This is a genomic window from Paenibacillus cremeus, from assembly GCF_007786445.1.
Lineage (GTDB): Bacteria > Bacillota > Bacilli > Paenibacillales > NBRC-103111 > Paenibacillus_G > Paenibacillus_G cremeus.
In genome coordinates this window covers 56,254-79,472 of record NZ_VNJI01000038.1, presented here as the reverse complement: position 1 = coordinate 79,472, position 23,219 = coordinate 56,254, and the positions used below count along the sequence as shown (strand labels likewise).

Genomic DNA, 23,219 nt, shown 5'->3' with positions numbered 1-23,219 from the left:
TCTACGCTTAACCCGCATCGTTACCTTTGCGTGTTCAAGACTCGATTCCGGGTAGGGTGGCTGTACCCTTTACCCGGGTGGGAATCGCACCCACTGAAAGCACCCAGCTTACCTAGGCGCACCAAAGAATTTCGCCAAATCCATGTCTACGACCCATCGAAGGCCGCTTTGGATGTAGGTTTGGGCTTGTTTCACAGCGTCGTGCGCTCGCTTCCCTTGGCGAAAGCCGTAGCTGTACCAAGAAAAGTGAGCATCAAAGATCGGATTCATCACTTGCAAAAGCGCCTGCTGGAGGAACCGATCCATCACGGTCGGAATGCCGAGCAGCCGTGCGCCGCCTCCGGGTTTGGGGATTTCCACCCGTTTGACTGGTGCAGGTCTGTACGTTCCCGCGAGAAGTTCGGATTTCACCGTGTCCCAATGCGTTTTCAGGTAAGCTTGTAGCTCCGCTACAGTTACACAGTCCACACCGGGGGCTCCTCCGTTTTGTACCACTCGCTTATAGGCGAGCCGAAGATTATCTCCTTCGAGCATTCGCTCCAACAGGTCGTTGTGGTCTTTGCGAGCGGATGGGGCGATTTGTGCCGACGAGGAACTCGGCACTCCGACATACCCTGACGGTTTCACCGCTTCTCTTTGCCGCGAGCTCTCTTGTGAGATTTTCTGCTGTCTTTGCTCTTCATTCGAACGCATCGGTTTCCACTCTCCTTTCGGTTCGGCCCTTCCGCTTTCCGGCGTCCCGTACTAGCGTACTATGGCCTCTGCTGACTCCTGCGGATTCAGCGCGGCTTCTCAACCGCGGTTACGAAGATACTTCGCCTATTCCGCAGGCCTCCCCAGATAAGAACGTCATCTTTCTGCCCGCAACCACTGGAGTTTACAGGATTAGCCTTTGGCGACTTCGGATTTTGTCATGGCTTGGTGACTCATCCAACTAACCCTGCCTCAAATCCAGTTCGTGTACCTTGGCTCGTGCATTTGCCTCCTGCTTCCTTCAGATTCCGCCTCACGGCGGACACCTTTGCTCTTGGCTAACGGTAGGCGTTCGCCAGCCCCCGTTCGGGACTCACACCCTAGAGATGACGCCCATGCTGGGCGTACAAAACCAAGGGACCTTGAGTATATCTCAAAGTCCCTTGGCTGCTTAATAACGGTGCTATGGAGCTAAAGGCCCAACATTGGCTGTGGTCAGCGGCTGACGTACGATCGAACCGGTGGAATATTCGTCCGCTCCCACATCATTGACCCCGGAACGGGCTTGACCATCCATGTCCTCGGTTACAAAAGCGTACGTCCCCTGCGAAGCGTTAATGGCCGGGCTGGTGCTCGACAGCTTCTGCAATCCGCCCACGGTTGTGAACAGCGGGTTGGTGTTGCTAATTTCGGTGGAGGTTCGGCTGACATTGCTCAGTGTCGAGCCATTCCCAAAATTGCCTTGGAACGTCGTGTTGCTCGTTTTCACTTCATTATAAAGGGTCCCGCTGGAGTTTTTCACGATGTTGTTGGCGATGATGCTATCTACTGGCGCGGTGGTGTAATGCTCACCGACGACGATGCCCGTGGCGCTGTTCACGATCGTGTTGTTCACGATTTGCGCGCGATAAATTCTCCAATGCTTGCTCAGATCGGAGCTCGTAAAGGTAGAGCCGCTCGGGCCGCCGTCAAAATCCCCACCATCGATGCTGATCGCAGCAGAATAGCCAGTTCCCGTCAAGCCTTCGAAATAATTATTGTACACCTTGTGGTCGTTCGCATATAAGCGGATACCGCCGGTACCTTCCTTCACGCCGTCGCCCAAGAAGTAGTTGCCGTAGAAGCTTTGCCCGTGTCCGTGACGTGCAGAGAGAACGCCCTCGGAGTTACGGAAGGTGTTGTATCGCACCGTGTTATGACCGCTCTTAACGGAAATGTACTCCGGATCGCCGTCGGCATTTTCAAACAAGTTGTATTGAATCAGATCAAACGCATCGGACATCGAAATTTGGCTCCAGCCAACACGGATCGATTCCATCTCGTTGGTTGCGCGAGGGCCGATATCGTGGAAATAGTTGTACTCCACCGTATCATATTGCGAAATTTGGGTCGCCGAGCCGTCGAAGGTAATGAAGTTGCCGAGATCGTGCTTCGGACCGAATTCGTTATGATCAATCTTGTTATGATGGCTGTTCGCGCCTCCGACATACACCCATTTGAGCGAATTGCCGTCTTCCGTCAGCGCGAAGGTATTGCGGGTAATTTGGATGTTATTGCTTTGGTCCAGCTTGATGGCGGTATTGCCGGTGTTTGTGAACTTCAAGCCTTGAATCACAATGTACGAGGAGCTCGACACGATAAAATAAGCTCCCCCGGAAATGATTGCTTGCCCTGTATTGGCTGCTTTGATCGTAATCGGGCTGCTGGAAGTCCCATTCTTGCTGCTAATGCTGAAGTTGCCGCTGTTCGTGTACGTGCCGTTCGCCAAAACAATCGTAGTTCCGGCGGTTGCGGTAGAAAAAGCGCTAATAAGCTGCGCGGAAGTGGAGACATTGACTACCGTACCGCCGCCGGCTTGTGTGGTTGCGCTCGCGGTATTGCTCGCAGCGGAAACATTGCCTGCCGCATCCCTGGCTTTCACGGTATAGCTGTAGGCCGTCGAAGCGCTCAGACCGGTATCGCTGAAGGAAGTCGTGGCAGGCGACCCTACGAGCGTCGCGCCACGGTACACATCGTACGCGGTAACGCCAACGTTGTCCGTGGATCCTGTCCAGCTCAAGTTAATTTGGCTGCTAGAAACAGCCGTTGCCGTCAAGCTCGACGGCGTTGTAGGCGCTTGGCTATCACCGCCACCAACAGTTCCTGTCCCTCCCCAAATTTCCGTCTCACTGATGCTGTTCCAGTTGTTGACCGTGTTTCCGTGACCGACAATGCGAACAAAACGTGCCGCAGCATCGGTGAAATCATAGGTTTCAAGCGAGTCGGTCGTACCGCTGTTGGCACCGCTATAAACCGTATTAAAATTCGTCCCGTCCGCCGACGTTTGAATATCGAACGTTTCTACACGGGTATCACCGGAGTACCAGGCGATTTTTACATAGCTAATCGTTGTGCTTGTGCCGAGGTCATACAAAATCCACTGGCCGTCCCCTTGACCGGACCAACGCGTGCTGAGGCTGCCATCGAGTGTATTTGCAGGCACATTGCCATCGTCCGAGCTGGCGGAAACCGCCGCCACCGCCAATTTGGCCGGGCTTCCGCTGGCCTGTGTGGTTGCGCTCGCCGTATTGCTTGCAGCCGAAATATTGCCAGCGGCGTCCTTGGCTTTGACCGAATAGCTGTAAGCTGTCGATGAACTGAGCCCGGTGTCATTAAACGCCGTTGTAGTCGGCGACCCTACCAGCGTCGAGCCGCGGTATACATCATAGCCGGTCACACCGACGTTGTCGGTCGAAGGAGTCCAGCTCAAATTAATTTGGCTGCTCGATACCGCAGTGGCCGTCAAGCCTGTCGGCGCCGCTGGGGCTTGGGTGTCTGCCGCTGCTTGCGTCGTTGCGCTGGCTGTGTTGCTCGCTGCAGACATGTTGCCTGCCGCATCCTTCGCTTTGACCGTGTAGCTGTAAGCGGTGGAAGGGCTCAGCCCGGTATCGCTAAATGAGGTCGCGGTCGGCGACCCTACCAGTGTCGAGCCGCGGTATACATCATAGCCGGTCACACCGACGTTGTCCGTGGATGCCGTCCAGCTCAGATTGATCTGGCTGCTTGATACAGCGGTTGCACTCAGGCTTGTCGGTGCTGTAGGCGCTTGAGTATCCCCGGTGGACACATCGGTCACCAGCACATCGTCATACTCCGCTACTCCATTGGCATAAAATCCGACCAGACCGGTCGTCAGGCTTGTATCCGTCCCTGATACCATCAGCGTACCATCGACGTAGCCTTGTACGGACGATCCGTTGACGGTAAGCTGCAGATTATAGAACTGCGTCGTATTGGCTGTAAACGGAACCTGCTGAATCGTTGTGGTGGAGCCGCTTACTTTTTTATTCAAAAGCACATTCCCGTTATACAGAAGCAGGAAATAATAGTTGTTGCTATTCACATAGCGTGCCACGATCCCGTTGCGAACAGCGGTCGAGCCCACTTTGACTTTAGCGGAGTACGTATAGTTGCCCCAAGTGGACTGGCCATTGGTGACAATATACGTGTTAGAGGTGGACGACGTCTGCTTGGCTACCTTCGTTCCGTCCGTTGCTATGCTCCAGGAGCCATTGCCCGAGGCGTTCGTCCAGGTTCCCGCGGGGAACGTGCTGTACGATTCCAAATCATCGCTTAACAGCGTAGCCGCATAGGCTGGAGCAACAAAGGGAACGAGAGACAGGACCAGCATCAAGCTTAAGATGAGAGAGATTAGCTTCGTGCGCTTCTGTTTATTCATGAAAATATCAACTACCACCTTTTCGGTTTGTTTTGTTAGCGCTTTCATTGATTTTGAAAACGGTCTGCTGATTCTGTGATGTAACGGATTTCACCACCTCCAGTAGCAATGAACATCAACGGCTACAACATCAAAAGCTTGAAACAAAACAATACGAAACCAAACGAAATGGTACTTTTTGGAACTGACTAAATTATAATGAACCCCGAAAGCGGTACGAGAGTGGCAGGCTTTATGTGATGTTGTGTTTTTTTTAGAATCCGCAGCGATATGAATAGATTGGCTTCCACAAGTCAATACTTTACACAAATAACCTATTACGATTCCAAAAAGGGTGAGCGCCATGTTCTCGAAAGTGAAATCGTTTGTGAAGGATTATTTTATTTGGCCGCAAAATGGATACACCGCCTATTTTCCCAACGAATTCGGATTGTTTCCGGTAGCGATCCAGCAGGAAGAGGAAGAAGAGCCTGCCGCCGAAGTCGTCGAAACGGAATAAATGCTCTCTCTTTGGTAATCCTATCTTTAGCCCAATTTTCCGTGGAAATCTACGGTAGGTTGGGCTTGGATATTGAATCAAGGAGGAGTCCTTATGCCGCAGGAACCCGATCGTCAGCCCGCGAATGATCCAGAGCACCGGAAGCCCAATGAGCAGTCCGTCGTCGGACTCACATTTTCGCAAACCGAAGAGGAGTATGCCGACCAAGACGAATATATCGACGAGCCCTAGCCTCTCAACTCCAGCCGCCTCGGAAAGGCGGTTTTTCTATGGGTCGGTTTATGAAAAAAGCTTCCTCCCAGCCTATACCACACTGAGAGGAAGCCTTCTATGATTGGATTAGTACGGTTGCTGCAGCAAGCTGCGAATATCCTTCATATCGATGATCAAATGGATATTGTTCATCGTTCGGAGCGAGCCTGAGATGATGCCCGACAGCCGTCCGAGCTGATCGATCAACGGTCCGCCGGACATGCCGCTGACGACCTGCGCCGAGGTAAGGATCCGGTCTCTGCCGTTGATCTCCGCTTTCGGCGAGTTGACTATGCCCTCGGTGATGATCGGTGTGTTCTTCATCGGATAGCCGATGGCAAACACCTTTTCCCCGTGCTTGACCGCTGTCTCGCGGACCGGAAGCGCGTGGTAAAGGGCGGCTCCACCTGTGGCTGACTTCAGCTCCGGCAGCTTCAAAACGGCTGCATCTGTGCCTTCGTCTGTGCCTACCACCTCGATCGGCGCCACTACTCGTCCATCATTGAAAATCGCTTCGAGCTTTTCAGCCCCATCGATCACATGGTAAGCGGTCGCTGCGAGCCCTTCCGGGGAGATGACCACCCCGGTACCGGCCGCTTTAAGCGAATCGTCTGCATTCAGAGCTCGGATATAAAATACCGCATCCTCCAGCTGGTCGTAAATTTCTTCTGCATTGTACGTAGTCGGCTGATCCGCCTTCACTGCGTTTTCTTGCCCTTGAAACGGAAGGGAGAACCAACCCAACAGCAGTATGCCTATCATGAATGTTATGAGTTTGAGTTTGAGCTTCAATTCGATTCCCGCCTTGGTTGTAATTTCGCGACAGACGTAATGTCCTGGTACGCCCAGTGGGATGGCGGCAGGTCATCGAAGCTCACCGTACCGGCTTGCTTTTTCGCTCCGATTACACGGTTGATCAGCACGACAGCCTGTGCTCTTGTGATCTGGCTATCCGGTTGGAACGTGCCGTCCGGGAAGCCTTCCACATAGCCCGCTTTGGTAAACGCATTGACGTATTTCTCGGACCAGTGGCCCTTCACGTCACTCAGCTTCGTCTCCCCTTGCTCGGATACATCAAGCTTCAGCACGCGAGACATCAACACGACAAACTCCGCTCGGCTGAGCCCTTTGTCACCACCGAAGGTGTTGTCTGGGTAGCCCTCGATAATGCCTGCCGAGGTGAAGAAGGCCACAAGATTTTGTTTGTCGCCAGCTACATCGCTCAGCTGGCTTCCGACCGTGACATCTTCTTTATCCAGCAGAGGAGCCAGCACTTCCGCCATCTCATAGCGGGTCAGCGCCGCATCCGGCTTGAACGTGTTGTTCTCGTAGCCGGCAATGTATTTTACTTGGCCCGCATCGGCCTTCAAATCGTACTTCGCATTTTCAACCTGATAATTGATGGTAACTACTTTATCGTCCTGATCCGTGATCATTTTAATGGTCATATTGCCCGTAATGAGCAGATCGCCATTGTATTGCGGGCTGTTCTTCGTTGGCGTGCTTCCATCCGTGGTGTAGTAAATGATGCGGCCCGTCGGCGCGGTTAAGGTCAGCTTGCTGTTTTTTGCCACCGTAACGGCCGCGCTGCCGTTCACTTCCACTTTGTTCTGGCCAATATTCGCCGCAATGGATGGCGTGGAGACGATCATTCCACCACCGCCTCCTCCAACCTGAGGTGGTATCTTCGTCCAGACCGTGGACAACTGCTCGCTGTCTTCCCTGTCTTCCGCAACCGTGATTGCTTTCAAGGTCGTGGTATCTTTGAGCACGATTGGCGCAGTGTACAGGGTTGACCAAACGTCTGGCTGACTTCCGTCCAAGGTGTAATAGATTTTTCCACCTGTTTCGCCTGTCGTAAGGGTCACGGTAATTTCATTATAAAAATTGTTGTTCCCACTTGTGGATACCGCATTCGGCTTCTTGGCGGCTTGAGCAAACAGTAAAGCAGCTCTATTGATCGTCACGCTTCGGCTTATGCTGCCTACGGTCACTTTCAATGCTGTACTTCCCGTCGTTTTCAGGGTGACTTTGAGCGAACCAGTCGCATCGGTGATCACTGCCGCCGTCGGATCTGCTGTCCAGCTTACCGCAGCATCCCGGGTCAACGCGAAGTCCGACTTCACCTGATTCACTGTATCTTTATCGGCAAAAATAACCGCCGACGTGCTCAGCTTGGAAGCCATCTCATTCAAAGCAGCCAACTGCGGATAAAAACCTTGAACTGCCTGCCATGTGCCTGCTGTCCAGTTCGCCGGAAGCGATCCGTTAGACAAGTCCTTGCCCAGCATGCCAGTCGCTTGCTCGTCCGAACCGGCCACTCGTTTGCCTGCAGCATCATAGTATGCTGTGTTCGCTTTCAGCATCTGCTTGTTAAAAGCAGTCTTAGTGATCGTCGCAGCCGCTTCTTTCTGCCCGGCAATCCCGCCAAAGTAGCTTTGACCCGATACAATTTTGCCGCCAACAGCCGCTGTGATTTCGCCATAGTTCAAGGAATCGCTGATGATGCCTTCGATCGCGTAACCGGCAATACCTCCAGCCCACGCTTTGGTCGTCCCCTTCGCACTGATGCGACCGGAATTGTAGGTGTTACGAATCGTGCCGTGATTCACCCCTGCGATCCCGCCTACTGTAGCCTGATCGGCTGTCAGGTTGATATCCGCCATGGAGAACGATTGGTTGATTTCACCTGCAGCTTTGTTCTCGCCGGCGATCCCGCCCCGGATCAGAGTAAGTGCGGCATTATCGCTGCTGAGCGTGCCTGCTGCATACGTTTTGCTGATCTGGCCTTCATTGGCACCGGCCACGATTCCTGCCACAGTGCCTGTGCTCGAGATTGCTGCATTCACGGACGCTCCTACGATTTTGCCGCTGTTCAGCCCCGCGACCCCGCCGGTATAGTTCGCGCCTTCAAGGGTCAACGATTGAACGGCTGCTTCCGAAATGACACCTTCATTCTTCCCGGCTATACCACCCGTGTAATCGCTGCCCTTCACCGTGTTTGTGCCGCTCATTGTAGTTCCATTAATTGTAGCTCCGTTATGGTTAATGCCCGTTACGGCTCCTGTGCCCGATGCACCTTCGACGGTTACGGACTTCACAACAGCATTCATAATCATGCCATCATTCGTACCTGCCACAGCCCCGGTGTTGTCACTCCCCTTGACTGTACCGCTGACGGTGACTCCGCTGATGGTTGCATTACTGTGGTTAATACTTGCTACAATCCCCGTGTTGTTACCGCCTGCGATCGCTGCATCCGCAAAGGTTACATTGGCGATCGTGCCGTTGTTTTCTGTGACAAAGCCGTATGCCGACGCACTGCCTGCCGACCCGTGGAGTCCTTTGATGGTATGGCCTTTGCCGTCAAACTCCCCATTAAACACCGCAAATGGAACCCATCCATGGCTCTCCACCGTAATATCTGCACCAAGCGAAAGCTTGTCCAGACTAGGCTTCGTTGCAGCCGTACGGTTAAACAGCTGATAATACGGTAACCCGGAATCATTGTAAAGTAAAACCGCACCATCCAACTGCTTTGCGCTATAGATGGCAACATCCAATGTTCCGCTCAAGCTTAAGAAAGCCGTATCCACTTCAAAAACAGTACCCTTAACCGCATACGAGTCTGTAATATCGCTTGCCGCTTGGGTCACAGCCGCAGTACCCAGATTTCGACCCACTGGATTAGCTACTCCTAAATAAGAAGATCCAGTTACATTCGCATTCCGGAAGTTATAACCGATGAATACTCCGCTAAATACATTAGCGCCGCTAACGTTCATCGTAAGAGCAGGCACATTGGCAAATGCACCCGTGACCACGCCATCGTTATACCCTGCAAAGCCGCCGGCATACGAACGGGTAGCGTGGTTGACGCCGGTCGTCTCCACTTTACTCTGCGCTGCGAACGCTCGATTCACGACAGCTGCACGCTCAATGATGCCTGCAAAACCGCCGCTTCGGGTATCAAAGCCCGTATTTGATACATCTCCGATGGCATACGCATCCGTAATCGTATAGCGATCAACAGATCCGACAAAGCCGCCGGCATAAGCGCCTGTGATCCCTTGGACACTCAAGCTTCCCTTGGCATAAGCTCTCTCCAGCACGCCAGCACCTGGGTCGATATTGCCCAGCATCCCTGCAAAGCCCCCGGCATAGATCGTGTTGTCCTGATTGTCATCTACAATCTTCACCGGAATATCGGCAAAATCATTCGTGAATTTCGTGCTGTCCCCCATACCGACGAACCCGCCGACATGCGCAGATGGCATCATATCCGGTTTGGTTACCGCGCTGCCCACCGTGATCGACTCGCCTCCGGCAGCCGATGCGTTGGAATAATGAAATTCGCCTCCAGCAGCTTGTCCTACGACACCACCGACATGATAGACGCGACTAGTATCTGCTGCGATCGCGCTGTGCGCCACATCATTAACCATAATCCCGCTGCTGTAGCCAGCGATGCCTCCAACGGCTGCGGTTTTGGCTCCGCTCACAGTAATGCTGGTAGCAGAGGACGCATGATAGATCGAAGCGGATTGGTTTTTACCTGCGATCCCGCCCACGAACAGGTCCGGTCCATTATCCAAACCTACTGCTTTGATCCCTTTCGTCGAAACCGTTGCGTTGTAGATGCCTCGATAAAACGGAACCAGCTTGCCGAAATCAAAGCTCTTATTGATATCGCTCGACGACACCACTCCCGCTACTCCACCAACGAGCGTTTCTCCTGTTTTGGAGCTGGAGATAATGTCAGACTGAACGTCAACCATGTACAAAATTGAATCATTCGCTTCACCGGCAATACCGCCCGCCGTCACTTTAGCCCCGGCCGCTTTGAGCCCAGAGCTCATAGAAGCTTGCCTCAGCGCCGCATTGTTCAGCTTCCCGGCAATACCGCCGAGCACCGCCTGCGTGCTTGGGTCTGTGGTAGCCAGTACAACCTTTTCTACCTTCACATTATCCAGATCGAAGGCATTCGCACCTTTGCCGTCCTTCATCCCGACGATCCCGCCGACAACGCCGGTGCCCGTCAGCTGCTGACCATCGCGCTGCGTTGTTACCGTAATATTGCTGATTACATTGTTCGCATCAGATTGCCCGATGACACCGCCGAGGATCGACTGGTCTCCTTGGGCCTCCAACGTCACGTTGGTCAGGCTAAGCGTCATGCTGTCCGCTTTACCGGATGCTTGCTTACCGGCTACACCGCCGATAATTGCGCTTGCGCCCGACGATGTGATCCGATAATTCGCTCCTACATTCATCGTAAAGCCAGTCACATCACCGGCTTGCTTCCCGATAAAGCCGCCAACGATCGCACTCGCTGCCGAGCTGCCCACGCTGCCGTCTGTCGAATTAATCGCCATGACGCTTGGATTGATCGTCGATGTATTGTCACCGATGACACCACCAACGACGGCATTCGCACCCACTCCCTCGACACGGCTGCCGCCGTCCAAGTTCAGGGTCAGAGAAGCTATCGAGCCTGTGTTTTTACCAATCATACCGCCAACCGTTGCGCCGCTGATTTTCACACCGTTCAACAAGGAAACATTGATGCCCGTAACCGTCCCTTTATTGACGCCTGCCAGTGCTCCGGCATATTGTCCGCCTGCGATGGACAACGGCTCCATCTTGATGCTCATCACTTTCCCTTGCTGGCCGATCACTCCGAAGAGACCTGAGAACGCATCGCCCGAAGGCATGTTCAGCCCATCGATCAGCAGGCTGTTTCCGTTAAACGTACCTTGGAAAGTATTGTCTTCTGTCGCACCAATTGGCACCCATTGCTTCGATTGAATGTGAATCGGACTAGTTACTTTAATCGTTCTGCCTGCAAAATCAAATTTCGTTACGCCAGGAATCGAGCCGTTGACGATCGCTGCAAGACCTGCCAGCTCCGCCTCCGATTTGATCTCGAAGTTAATCGCTCCTTGGTCCCGCGTGTACCAATTGATATTGGCATTCACGTCGCTGCCGCTTCCTGTGTTGTCTCCGCCTGAGTTTGCAGTCCGGATCAGTTCTGGATATTTGTACTCTGCATTCAAGGAGCCGTATCTCCAGGTCGTGTTAAAATCCCAGCCAGAAAGCCCCGGGAAATAGCTTCTGTCCTGCAGCGTGGAAGTCAGAATCGTACCGAGACGCCCTGGGGAATAAAGCCATATCAAGCTGCCGTCCGCGAAATCCGGCAAGTCGGCATTGATATCGTTAGCTACATCCTTCACGTAATACGTCTTGTACAGCAGCTCTCGGTTCGCGCTGTCGTACCGTCCTGCAAAGCCGCCTGCCAGCGACCCGTCGACGGCCGAAACGCGACCAGCGGAGTACGCGGTGGTTACCGTACCGTTCGTGATTCGGCCCAATAAGCCTCCGGCATACGAATGATCGCCGTTCGCTATAACCTCTTTGGCTGCGTAGGAATTCGTAATGCTGCCTGACGCATGCTCACCGACCAAGCCGCCCACAATTGTATAGTTACCGTTTGCCGTTACCTTAGAAACGGAGTACGATTTATCCATGGTACCGCTGTTACGGCCTACAAGTCCGCCTAAGTAGACGGAGTCACCGTCCACGCCGTGCGCAGCGCTTGTGATATCGATGTCCACATACGAAGCGATTACCTGACCGCGATTTTCCCCGATCAGACCGCCGACCAATGTGCCTTGACCTTCAACGGTCAGATTCGCATTGGAGTAATCGTAGTACAGTGTCCCCTGCCCGGTGTTCAAACCGACCAAGCCGCCCACTACGCTTGAATCCCCTTTGGAGATCACCGCATTTTTATCGGAAATGCTGCCGTTGGCAATCAAGCTTCGGTTCTCACCGACCATACCGCCCGTCACAGTGCTTGGCGCATTTACGGACAACGTCCCAACGTATCGGCTGTTTTGAATCGTACTGACCGCCGTGCTTGGATCCGGTACCGGATCTCCCGTGCGATGCTCGTTAAGCCCCACGAGTCCGCCCACGATGTTGGACGCCGCCGATGGATTGATTTTCAAGCTGAGCGCTGCCGTATTGTTGTTGATCAAAATCGCTGTATTGCTGCCGAGATTGTATCCCGCCATACCTCCGACCGTGCTGTTAGGGCTGTTCACGATCATATTCACGGTACCGGAAAATACTTTTTCCAGCCGTGTATTGTCGATATACCCTGCGATCCCTCCGATATAGGAGTTGGCAGCAGCAGCCGTGCTCATCATCAGGACATTGTCCGAGTTGGTCTTCACCGCATCGCCGAGAATCTGGCTGTTCTTCATTTGGCCTGCAAGTCCGCCGGCTTTTGCACCTGCACCCGTAAGCATAAGCGTCGCTGTATCAGGAAGCTCCGCTTCCACTTGGAAATCCTTGATTTCGGTATTTTTTGCATAGCCGACAATTCCGCCAGCAACATCATTTGAGCCTGTTGTCTTGACTAACGGATCATCTCCTGACGCATGAACCCATACGTTCGTTATGCCGGCCGGCTGTGCGCTGTTGTCCGGAACCTCGGAATGGCCTACGATGCCACCAGCTTCAGATCCGTCGCCGTTTGCTTCAAGATGGCTGCCTTTTACTTGAATGTTGTTCAGCATGCCAGTGCTTTTCCCTGCTGCTCCGCCAAGCTGATTGGCATTGCCTGTTGCCGTTATCTTCACATTGTCAGCCAAGCTCATCGGGTTGTTCTTCGTCATTTCCCCGAACAGGCCGCCGATCTCCTCGTTGCTGCCCTGAGCAGTCACCGTGATACTCTTCGCTGAGAAGACAAAGTCACCGGCCGTTGTGCTTGGAAGCACGACATCCTGAACGCCAGCGATGCCACCGAATTTCACTGTGGATGCTGGGATGGATTTAACATTCAGATTCTCTACAGCCAAATAGGCCAGTGGCGAATGGTTTATCCCGATTGCACCGCCCACAACCGTGTTATCCGACAGGATGTCCATGTCGACTTGTTTCACCTGGATTGGTGTACCTGCCACCCCGAGCTTCGCGTCTACGGTCGCTAAGCCTGCTACTGAGCCAAGAACATGACCGCTTCTTCCGACTTCACTAAGCAAGGCACTGCGCGTAACCAACCCGTTTGTGACTGTAAGTACATTGTCATTCTGACCCACGATGCCGCCAGCAGTCATCCGATCAATACCAGTGGATGCTGCGAGCTTCACACTGCTGCTGCCCGTTGCACTTGCGCTTGGATCACCAACCGTTGCTCCATTGATGGTGCCTTGCGCCGTACCGGCAATCCCGCCGGCAAAGCCGTTCACCGTATTGACGGTGATCGCTGTAAAGTTTACTTTTGGCGCTTCGATCGTTCCTTTTAAATATCCTGCAATACCGCCGACGTTCCCATCTGATGTAATGGTGGCAAACTGAGCGGATGTTTTTTCACTAGTGGCGTTGTTAATGGAGCCTCCATCCACGTAACCGGCGATCCCGCCCGTAAACGTGTTCAAACCGCCGCCTGTAGCGTTCAGCTGTCCTTTAAATGTAGAGCTGTTAATTGTGCCGTTCAACGAATAGCCTACTACCCCACCAGTGCTAACTGTGCTGCCCTGGCTTGATGCTGCCGCCGTAACGGTGATCTGATTTGCAAATGTGGCTCCTGTAATCGTTTTATCCGCGCTATCCGCCGGAAGCCAGCCGATAAATCCACCGGTATACAGCTTACTTGAACCTGTAACGGAAATATTGCCTGTGCTGTTCACATTCGTGCTTAGAGTACCTGTCGTTGTCGCATAGGCCCGATTGGACACGATACCGCCAGTGTATACTCCGGTGCCTCCAGTAACAGTAATGCTTCCGCTGTTCTCGTACGCATTAGCTGCCGTACTGTCGAATAACACACGGCCAACGCCATACCCAACAAGGCCACCTGTATAGGCTTCATCTGGCTTGCCCGCTGTCCCTCCGCCGCTGACTTGGATCGCTCCTGTATTTTTGGCAGTACCTTTCAAGCTAAGATCTCCTGTTAAGTACCCTAGAAGTCCTCCAGTGTAAACATGATCCTTACCCGATGCTGTAATGCCGACGGTGCCGGTAAAGTTTTTGTTCCACGTCAGAAGACCCTCGATGTAGCCGGCGATCCCCCCCGTATACACATTAGATCCACCGTTATTCGTGATGGAGCCAGTATTTACAAAAGGAAAATCGAGCGTATTGGTCGTGGCTGTATTGAGCGCGCCCACCAAGCCGCCTGCCGTAGAGCTGATGGCCGTTGGCGCAGTGACGTTCACTGCCCCGCTGTTTGTCGTGTTCTGGGAGAAGGTTACAAGCCCACTCACTTTCCCCAAAATGCCTCCGACATAGTTGTTCAAGCCATTGACACCAGTGATAACCCCTGTATTGGAGATCAGTGTTGCATCTTCGTCCATTTTAATCGACACGGCAGAGTACCCTGCAATGCCCCCTACATATGTATTTTTGCTGCTCATGCTGGTTGCTGTGATTGCGCCGTTATTCGTTACTTTTTTGATGATTAAGCCGCTCTTGTCAGCAGCTCCCGTAATCCCGCCGGCATAGACATCCGAGCCCAATGCATTCACTGGACCGGCGTTCACGGAGCCCGAAATCGTTCCTTCGCCCTGGCCGACAATCCCACCGGCATACGTTACTTTAGTTACGGTATCCACGGTAATCGGCACATTGTTAATAATGTTATATACCGTACTGTTGCCCACCATCTTACCTACAGCCGCACCGACGTAAACATCCTGTGTGACCGTTGGCAAATTGATGCTTCCTGTATTCGTAAAGGTAAAGCTGCCTAGTGTAGCATTGCTTTCCCCATCCATGAGACCGATGAAGCCGCTATACGTCAGGTTGCTTGTGATTTTCATGCCTTGGATCTCAAACGTGTTGACGTTCTGGGCGGCCATGGCTGCCCCGCTGGCAATTAACGTACCTTTGAAGGGCTTGCCTTCTACCCCGATCGGTACCCACTCATAAGCCGATAAATCGAGGTTTCGATCAATCTCGAGGATTTTCCCGCTTAACCCATTGATCACCCAGTTATTCGGTGCCGGGCTAACGCCGTCATTGACCAGCTTAGCTACGCCGGCCAGCTTAGCTGCACTGTCGATTTTAAAGGTGGTATAGGTAGGATTATACCAGCTAACATCTGCGTGATCCGTCCAGCGATCTGGCGTGGCACTAACCATATACGCGCCGGTTCCTGCCGCAATCACCATCACTAAAACAGCAAATACAATCGCTATGATTGATTTTTGCCTTCTTGCCATTTCCACACCGCCTCAATTGGTTTAGCCTTCGCTAGAAGTAGATTTAGGTACCAGCCCCCATCCTGCTGGACGTGAGCCGGTACCCATCTGTCATTAGTTGCTTGTAATCCAGGCATCCAGTCGAACTGCAATAGCCGCAGCCTGCGTCCGTGTCAACTGATCCTGAGGATTGATTTGGTTGTTGCTGCCTTCAATAATGCCGTTCTTGATGCACAACGCTACAGGAATGCGTGCCCAGTCTGGAATCGATGCTCCATCCGCAAAGGTGCTCAGCAGCTTGGCTGCTTCATCCGCTTGCAGGTCTCCGCCGCGTCCGACCGCTTGCAGCAACCGTCCCGCCATAGCCATCGCTTCAATCCGCGACACTTGCGCTTGTGGTGCATAAGACCCGTCTGCGAGTCCGTTCACGACGCCCATGTTCGCAGCGATTGCTACGCTTCGGTTGAACCAATCGCTCGAGTTGACATCCTTAAAGTCAGCTTCTGCTGCCTTATGCATCATCCCTGCTGCACGAAGCAGCATCGTAGGATATTCAGCGCGGGTAATCTTGCTCTCCGGTTCAAAGCGGTCCGCGTCTTTGCCCAGCACGAACAGCTTGGATGCCGCTTGTCGTATGCTGTCCTTGCCCCAGAAGCTGTCGTCAACATCACTGAACTTCTTGTCGTTTTGCAAGAAGACGACGTTACCTTGTCCCGTCAATTGAACTTGGACATTGCCGGACGTATCCAGCTTCCATGGCAATGGCGTCCATTCGCCGTTCGGGCCTTGCAGCACAACGGCCGTAATATCCTTCGGTTCAATCGTAGTCGGCACCGGAATTTGAGTGGATACATAAGAGCTCCAGTTCGAATCCGGGATGTTCGTTGTAATCGAAATCCCTTGACCGGAGGCCAGCATGGAAGCGTCCACGCTTGCTGCGATCTGTCCGAAGGCGTCTATTGCACCACTGCTGTTTGGACGAATGTCCAGCTCCACATTCTGATTCATGCCCGCAAGCATTTGCGGTGTCAGGACCACTTTAGCAATCGGCAGGTCAATCGTAATATTTTTTTGCTTGCTGACGGCTTGTTCACTCAATGCTTGCTCCAGGTTAATCTTGAAGCCTTTGACCGATGTATCCTGTGATGCGATGACCAGGTCTTGAGTTCCTGCTGGATCAGCATTTTTGCTTGTCACTTGAACGGATGCGATGCCATCCTTCACATCGGAGGATACTTTGCGTCCGTTGATCAATGTGTCGGACGTCGTGCTTCCCATCATACCGCCGCCACCGCCGCCTGCGGCTCCAGCAAGACCTCCTTCGTTAGTCCACACCTTGGCAGAAATGACTTTGCTTGCAGCAACCGCCAGCTTACCTGATGAAGTCCTCTTCGCCACAACCACAAGTTCCCCGTTCTTTGCAGGAATCAAACGATTATCCGGCAGGAAGCTCCAATCACTAACATTTTGATTCAATGTCGTCTCCGTTACGCTCGTCCCTTTCGGGAATACTTTATATACGAGCTGGTAACCGAGCATTTCTCCAGTATTACTCAGAGCTAAGCTTGTTGTATTTGGTTTGTTCGCTACAGCTGTAGAAGTAACACCTAATGTCTCCAATGCCGTCGGTGCAGGCACTGCTACGGACGCCGCGACCATGGCCTGAAGCGTAACCCCTTCAGCCACTTGATAAGACGCTTGCACAAGGCTTGCCCCAGTCGACTGTGCCGTAACCTTGCCATCATCGCTCAGTGTAATCGCATCCCCTGTAAGAACGGAGTATTTGACCTGGCTGAGCAGTTTCTCATCGAGCGGTACATCCCTAAATCTCGGCTTGCCTTGCGCGTCTTTGCCGTCCGCCATACGCAGAAGCGGCTGCAGATTCTGCTGGTCCCCCGGCTTCATCACCGGCATTTGCTGCAGGACGAGTGCCGCAGGTGCAACGAACTTGTCATTCGTGACTACCACGGAAGCGACATTCTCATTGCCTGCATGGTCGACCGCTTTGATGGTCACCTCGGCTGTCGGATCGCTGGTCACGATAGGAATCTGACTGGTGAATTTACCATTGGCCTGCGGGGTCACAAGAGTCGCATGGTTCTCGTCCCCGTTCACAATCACCTTCAGATTACCATCGTTCGAGGTTGTCCCCGCCAGCTTCAATACCCCGCCAACGGTTCTAGCACCTGGCATCGGTTCATCCAAGTACAGCACCGGTGCAATCGTGTCCACGGTGAGGTACAGCATCTTCACCGCACGGTCCTTCGTCCTCGTATTCTTAGCACGCAATTCAATGCCATACGTTCCGTCGGTCGTAAACGAGCTCAGCTTCAACGTCCCGTGGCTTCCGCTCGCGTCATTTTGTAAACTTACTTTTCCAACCGATTGATTGTTGTAGAAGGCTTCAACCTCGACATCCTGCTGGTCGGAGTACAGATCGATGCTCTGTTCCGTTTTGTTCGTCAGCAGTTCAATCTTAGGATTGTGTGTACCGAGCTTGCCTGGATCAGCTTCGAGAACAGGCTTTACAGGAATCGGCAGTAAGGTATTTGCACTATCGATTCGTTTGGCGTAATGATAATTCTCATTTTTGTCCGCGTCCTTGGTCGGCTTAGTCACGGCTGAAACGCCTACGACGTAGTTTTCTCCAACCTTAAGACCCGTGTATTTCACGTCTTTCGGATCTACCGCGCCGGTTTTCGGATCCTTGGTGGTCATGGCTGTCCAGCCTCCGACCAGAATCCCTTCATATCGGCCGGTGTCCTTATTCAGATGACTTTCCAGCTCGGATTCGGTAAACATGAGCTCTCCGAAGTTCGGATACGGCGCCAGCTTCCCGTTATCTTGCTGTAGAGCGTTAATCACGAAGCTGCGCTCAAATCCATCTTGACCGTTCTTCTTCTCTCCCGGTTTAAAGGAAAGCTCGAAGTATCCGTTGCCCGCAGGCTCGATCTTAACATCACTCACTTCTTGCGGCGCAAGCGGATCAATAATTTCAAACTTCTCCGCCGACGTCTTGGTACCGAACGCGACATCAGATTTGAGCTCGGCACGCAGATAGTAATCTCCCTGCTGCAGCAGCCCGCGAATGTCTTCATCCTCGTTCATCATTCGAACCTTGGTGGCATCAATCTCCATGCTTCCTCGTGTGGTCGAACCTGTAACTCCGCCATTCTGATTCACCGGTAAATCCTTGGCAATCAGCATGCCTGGGTCGCCCGAATCGAGCACTTCGATTTGTTCCTCAGTGCCATCCGCATTCTTTTTGGTGACTTGAGTCTTCTCAGCATTCAGTGCATTTTTGGCCAGATACAGATTGATCGTGTCACCCGGCTTCGCATTGTCTACCGCCCAGTTCGCTGTAAACTTGTTGGCATCCGCACTGTTCTTTGCCAAGCTGACTTCCTTCAATTGCGGCAACGTCGGGATATTAATCAAGCGCGTTTCAACGCCGGATACAGCCGTCAGCGTCCATTTGCCGCCGTCCTTCAGACGGTCTTGCGGAATAATAATATACGCTTTGCGATGATCCACCTTATCGGAGGATTTGGCCGCTGGGATGAATTGGGTATACGCATTGGCTTCCGGATTCGTGCCGGTATTGTCAAACACAACTGGATACGGCTTGCCTGCAGCATCCTTCAAAGTAAAGCTAGGCATGTCTTTATCGGTATACTCCATCTCGATGATGCCGTTACCCGATACAGCGCTCATTGGAATTTCGTGAACGCGTCCACTGTTTTTCACCGTGATGCCGCCGATGCCAACGCTCATCGTACCGTTGTCCATCATCTTGACTCCTGGAGCTACGTCACGATACGTAATTTCACGGGTTTCCTTCTCCGTCTCCACCCAAGATGTAGCCACAGTTTTCATACCTTGTCCGATCACCATCAAACGCGGTCCGTGCTTAGGATCTTCAATGAGCAGATTGGCAAAGCCCTCCGGCTGCTGCTCGCTGTTCGTGCCGAATTCCACGCCGCCCCCCCAATAGTAGGTGATCCCGATCGTGATGAACAAATAACCAATGCTTCCCCAAATTTTATCGTTATTCAAGCCGAAGAATACGCTCGCGAGCGGCAAGCCGCCTACGACAGGCACATCTTCAGGAATAATGACTTTGGCACCGATGTAGCCTTCGAAGTCGATCCGGTGCTTCTCCAGATTTTGGCCGACAAAAATGCCCGCCTTTCCGATCACAAAGCCCCAGCCGCCGACGTCCACTTCCGCTTCCAATCGTACGAACCAAGGCTTGACCCACTGTGCCTCAAGCAAAGCGGTGGTCAGCATCGGAATCAAATCGTCTTCCTCCGGCTCCGCCTTCGGAGAGAACGCCAAGCTTCCTTCCAGTTTAATTCCAGTCCGCTTCAGCGTCAGGTCAATATCGCCAAAATGATACGCTGGAGCTACGCCGAACTTTAAGCTTACTCCCGCCTCAATCGTCAGAGGAAATGGATCCTCATCGGTGCCGCCGGCAATGGTATCTGCCAGCTCGCGCACCGCCCCCCGTACTGCGGTTAAATAGGTTGCGCCTGTGATTAGCACACCCGGTTTAGGCAATGTCGTGCCGAAAGCAATGACATCCGGCAGCACCCTGCCATCGTCTACCTGTTTAAACGACAGCTCCGCCTCGATCTCCATCATATTCTTCAGCTGCGCGCTGAACTTAATGCCGTACTCGTTGTTGACGCCCTCTACCTTCTGAACGTAGTGGACGATGTTGATTTCACCGCTCGGCTTAGACGGTTCTTCCGGCTCGCCTTCTTTCTTCTCGGGTTCCTCCGGATCGATCAAGCCCAAATGCTTGTTGAGATCGAACTTCAGTCCCGCATCAATACCTACGAAGCCTTGATCGTTAAAAATAACATTGCGAACCTCCGCTTCGACGACCTTCATGGAAATCGTACCGCCGAAGGAAATTCCGCCTTCTCTTAAAATATAATCGTTAAATGAGACCCCAAAGCCGCCTACCATAAAGCTTGGTGCAACGAACAAACTGTGTTTGTTAAAGTAAACTAGTTGAATCATCAGCTGACGGAGCGGGTTCAATCGGTCTCCCAACGCCCCTGACGCCCAGCGTAACGATCCGTTCAGGGTGTTGTCTTCTTCGTTATCCTTCTTATTCTTCTTCACCGGATATTCGGCTTGCTTAATCGTATAGCCTTCGCCAAGCGTTTTCTCAAATCCGTTGAAGAAATCGAGCGACCATTCGCCCTGGTGAAAAATGAAGCCGCTGCTGGCTACACTCAGCGTGCCTTCGCCTTTTACAAACAGGGTGTCAAAGAACGGAATGTCACCATACCCATGCGAGCCCATGCCTAAAATATCGAGCTTCCCACGGGAGAACACCATATCTTTCCCTTTGTAAGCAACGGCGCCGTTAATAATGGCACGCTCGGTTTTCGTATCGACAATGACTTGCTTCTTATCATCCGTTCCGACCTCACGGATCATCCCGCGAATATCGAGCAGCTTCTCCTTGTCCTCATCCTCGAAGAATTCGTCCATCTCTTCTTCGGATTCAAACAGCTCATAATTGTAAGCCGGTACTTCTTTCAACGATTCCAGCGGGTCTGTAAATTCCCCAAGCTCAAACTCTGGATCGAGCGCTTTGCTGGCTGCGCCGAGGAACATTTTGGCATTCCTAAAATTATTCACTGCCGTGTATAACGCCGTACCATCCTTAATCGGATCACCAGGGAACGCTTCATTAATCTCATCCAACGACTGGCTCGCTGTGGATACCGATACATGGCTTAAATCCACGGTTTGCTTATAGACGGCGATAATGCTCGCTTCCCGAACTCTTGCTACATCATTATCCGTTACAGCAAACGTTTGAGTGGTGGTAAGGTTATACATCGTAGCGATATCCGCATCGCCGCCGGTATCCCCTTTATAAAGAATCTCCACCTGGTACTCACCGAGCGGAAGCTCTGGCCCAAGTCCCGTCTGACCCGGTATAGTCTGGCCATCTTTGTCTACCTCGTCGCCGCCACGATAAGTAATCCGCATATCCCCCTGAAATCCGTCATCCGTTGGATTCAGCAGCACGGAGCTTTGTACCGGCACCTTGTACCGTTTGCCTGTAGCTACTTCTTTGAAGTAGACGTCAAAGTTCGGCTTAACCGTTTCATTGCCCGTAGTGTAGGCGTCAATATTCGTGAGATTGACATTGATATATTTCACGTCGGTGCTGTACGTTTCTTTCGGCGACACCGCGTAGGAATACGTCGGAACCGCTTTGCCAATCGGCGGAAGGACAATAAAATTGGATTTGCTCGACTCGTACTGGGCTTTAATCCCTTCATCCGTTTGCCCTTCAAGCTTGCTTGTCGTCTCTGGGCTTCTAGCCGTCAACAGGTACTGCTTGTTCGTTGGCCAAGGCTTGCCCTTCGCTTGAACTTTAAAGCTCGCCGTAATCGTATCGCCCGGCTTGAATTTCGGAATAATACCATTCTCAGCTTCCTCCGGCGTCGCCGTCTTGCGGAATTCCAGCTGCTTGCTGCGGAAAGATTCAAGGACCGCCTTGCCGTTTCCATCGCGCACAATGCGCCCCTGCTCATCCAGCTTCACAAAGCTCAAGCCGGATTCCAGCTCCATCTGTACCTGAATACTGGAATGCTCCATATTGAACGAAGGAAGGTTCTCGATTTCAGCGTTCAGATCAAAAATCCCTTCATCCACATAAGCGCTGCTGTCGCTTAATGTTGCCAGCTGCTGCGGAGGGTCCAGATAGCGGATGGAGAACACTTTGTCCGGTTCCACGATCTCACCTAAACCATAAACCGTCTCAAATGACTGAGCCGCATTGACAGCCAAAGACTTCGGATTCCAATAAAACGCCACCGCAGAATCCGCCGTACCATAATCATTCGTATCTCGGGTGTAATCGAGGTTCCTGTTCGGGGTATAATCCCACTTGGTGTTCGCCAGCCCGTTCCAGTGACCGACGATCATTTCATCGACTATATTAATGTTTTTCTCGCTAAAATTGTTAAAGCCGTACGCCATCACGTTCGTCGCCTGCGGATTCGTTAAATCGAGCGTATCCCGCATGACCCAGTACGGAGGAAGCTTATATAACGGCCGATCCTCTTCCGAAATCGTCGGATCGTCCTCTGGATTATGTACCAGCTTTCGTTCAACCAGCAGAGGTGCTTTATAGGCCGTCCCGACCTGGAAGGCCGGGCCGTCGTTGCTTCCTACCATCGTATCCAAAAGCATCCGCGATCCCAGCTGCACCTGAGCGCCGCTATGGTTGACCACTTCGTAACGAATATTGACATTCCCAACGTTCTTCTTGTCAGTGGGATCCGTATACAGCATCAAAATTTGCTTGATTTCAACGCCTTTAATGGTCCAAACGGTTTCAATCTGCCGCGTCCCGTTGCTGTTGTTGACAATGCGGGGCGGGGTGATCTCCGAGAAGAAATCCGCAGCGAACTTATAGGGATTTCCAAAAATATAGTCCGTCCCATCAATCCGAAACGTCGTAAAAGAGGTTTCAGGATCGTCCCCTTTAAACATCAGGTTGACGTTCTGATCCTTCTTGCGGATCGGCTGCCCCTCTACGGTACGAATCCCATAGCGGCCGGTATGGTTATCGACGGTAATTTTAATAAAATCGTTCTGCAGCACCGTGGTGTCCGGCTGACTGATTTCAGCTGCAAGAACGGATGCAATCTGACTATTCGTGCCTAATATAAAAATAAGTGCCAGCAGAAATACCAGCGTCTTTTTGAACAGCCTCAAGTGAATGCCTCCTGTCTTGATCTTACAAGCCTTACAACCGTGCACGGGACAAAAGCGATCTGATTCCTCCACCGCATTTCATCCCGTGCATGGC

At 52.4% G+C, this 23,219-nt stretch carries 6 protein-coding genes and 1 pseudogene; 2 read left to right on the top strand and 5 right to left on the bottom strand.

Going from position 1 to position 23,219, the window contains the following annotated elements; all coding sequences use genetic code 11:
- Nucleotides 1-123: 123 nt before the first annotated feature.
- Together FPZ49_RS24315 and FPZ49_RS36970 are read right to left on the bottom strand one after the other, a co-directional pair.
- Nucleotides 124-693, bottom strand: a pseudogene (locus tag FPZ49_RS24315) (reverse transcriptase domain-containing protein); the annotation flags it as partial.
- A gap of 463 nt (nt 694-1,156) precedes the next feature.
- A complete protein-coding gene (locus tag FPZ49_RS36970; protein WP_261381581.1) occupies nt 1,157-4,411 on the bottom strand; it encodes a chondroitinase-B domain-containing protein in 3,255 nt (1,084 codons plus the stop codon).
- A gap of 343 nt (nt 4,412-4,754) precedes the next feature.
- Between FPZ49_RS36970 and FPZ49_RS35990 the strand changes: the two genes are divergently transcribed.
- Together FPZ49_RS35990 and FPZ49_RS35985 are read left to right on the top strand one after the other, a co-directional pair.
- A complete protein-coding gene (locus FPZ49_RS35990) occupies nt 4,755-4,910 on the top strand; it encodes a hypothetical protein (protein ID WP_186446053.1) in 156 nt (51 codons plus the stop codon).
- A gap of 93 nt (nt 4,911-5,003) precedes the next feature.
- The gene (locus tag FPZ49_RS35985; RefSeq protein ID WP_186446052.1) at nt 5,004-5,141 is read left to right on the top strand and encodes a hypothetical protein; all 138 of its coding nucleotides are present in this window, start codon (nt 5,004-5,006) and stop codon (nt 5,139-5,141) included.
- Nucleotides 5,142-5,249: 108 nt separating this feature from the next.
- Here the strand turns inward: FPZ49_RS35985 and FPZ49_RS24305 are convergent, their stop codons facing one another.
- The 3 genes from FPZ49_RS24305 to FPZ49_RS24295 all read right to left on the bottom strand — a co-directional run bounded on the left by FPZ49_RS24305 (nt 5,250) and on the right by FPZ49_RS24295 (nt 23,125).
- Nucleotides 5,250-5,954, bottom strand: a complete 705-nt coding sequence (locus FPZ49_RS24305; RefSeq protein ID WP_144851953.1) for a S1 family peptidase — start codon at nt 5,952-5,954, stop codon at nt 5,250-5,252.
- The gene (locus FPZ49_RS24300) at nt 5,951-15,391 is read right to left on the bottom strand and encodes a chitobiase/beta-hexosaminidase C-terminal domain-containing protein (RefSeq protein ID WP_144851952.1); all 9,441 of its coding nucleotides are present in this window, start codon (nt 15,389-15,391) and stop codon (nt 5,951-5,953) included. Before FPZ49_RS24300 ends, FPZ49_RS24305 begins: the two co-directional genes overlap by 4 nt.
- A gap of 93 nt (nt 15,392-15,484) precedes the next feature.
- Nucleotides 15,485-23,125, bottom strand: a complete 7,641-nt coding sequence (locus tag FPZ49_RS24295; RefSeq protein ID WP_144851950.1) for an S-layer homology domain-containing protein — start codon at nt 23,123-23,125, stop codon at nt 15,485-15,487.
- Nucleotides 23,126-23,219 lie beyond the last annotated feature (94 nt).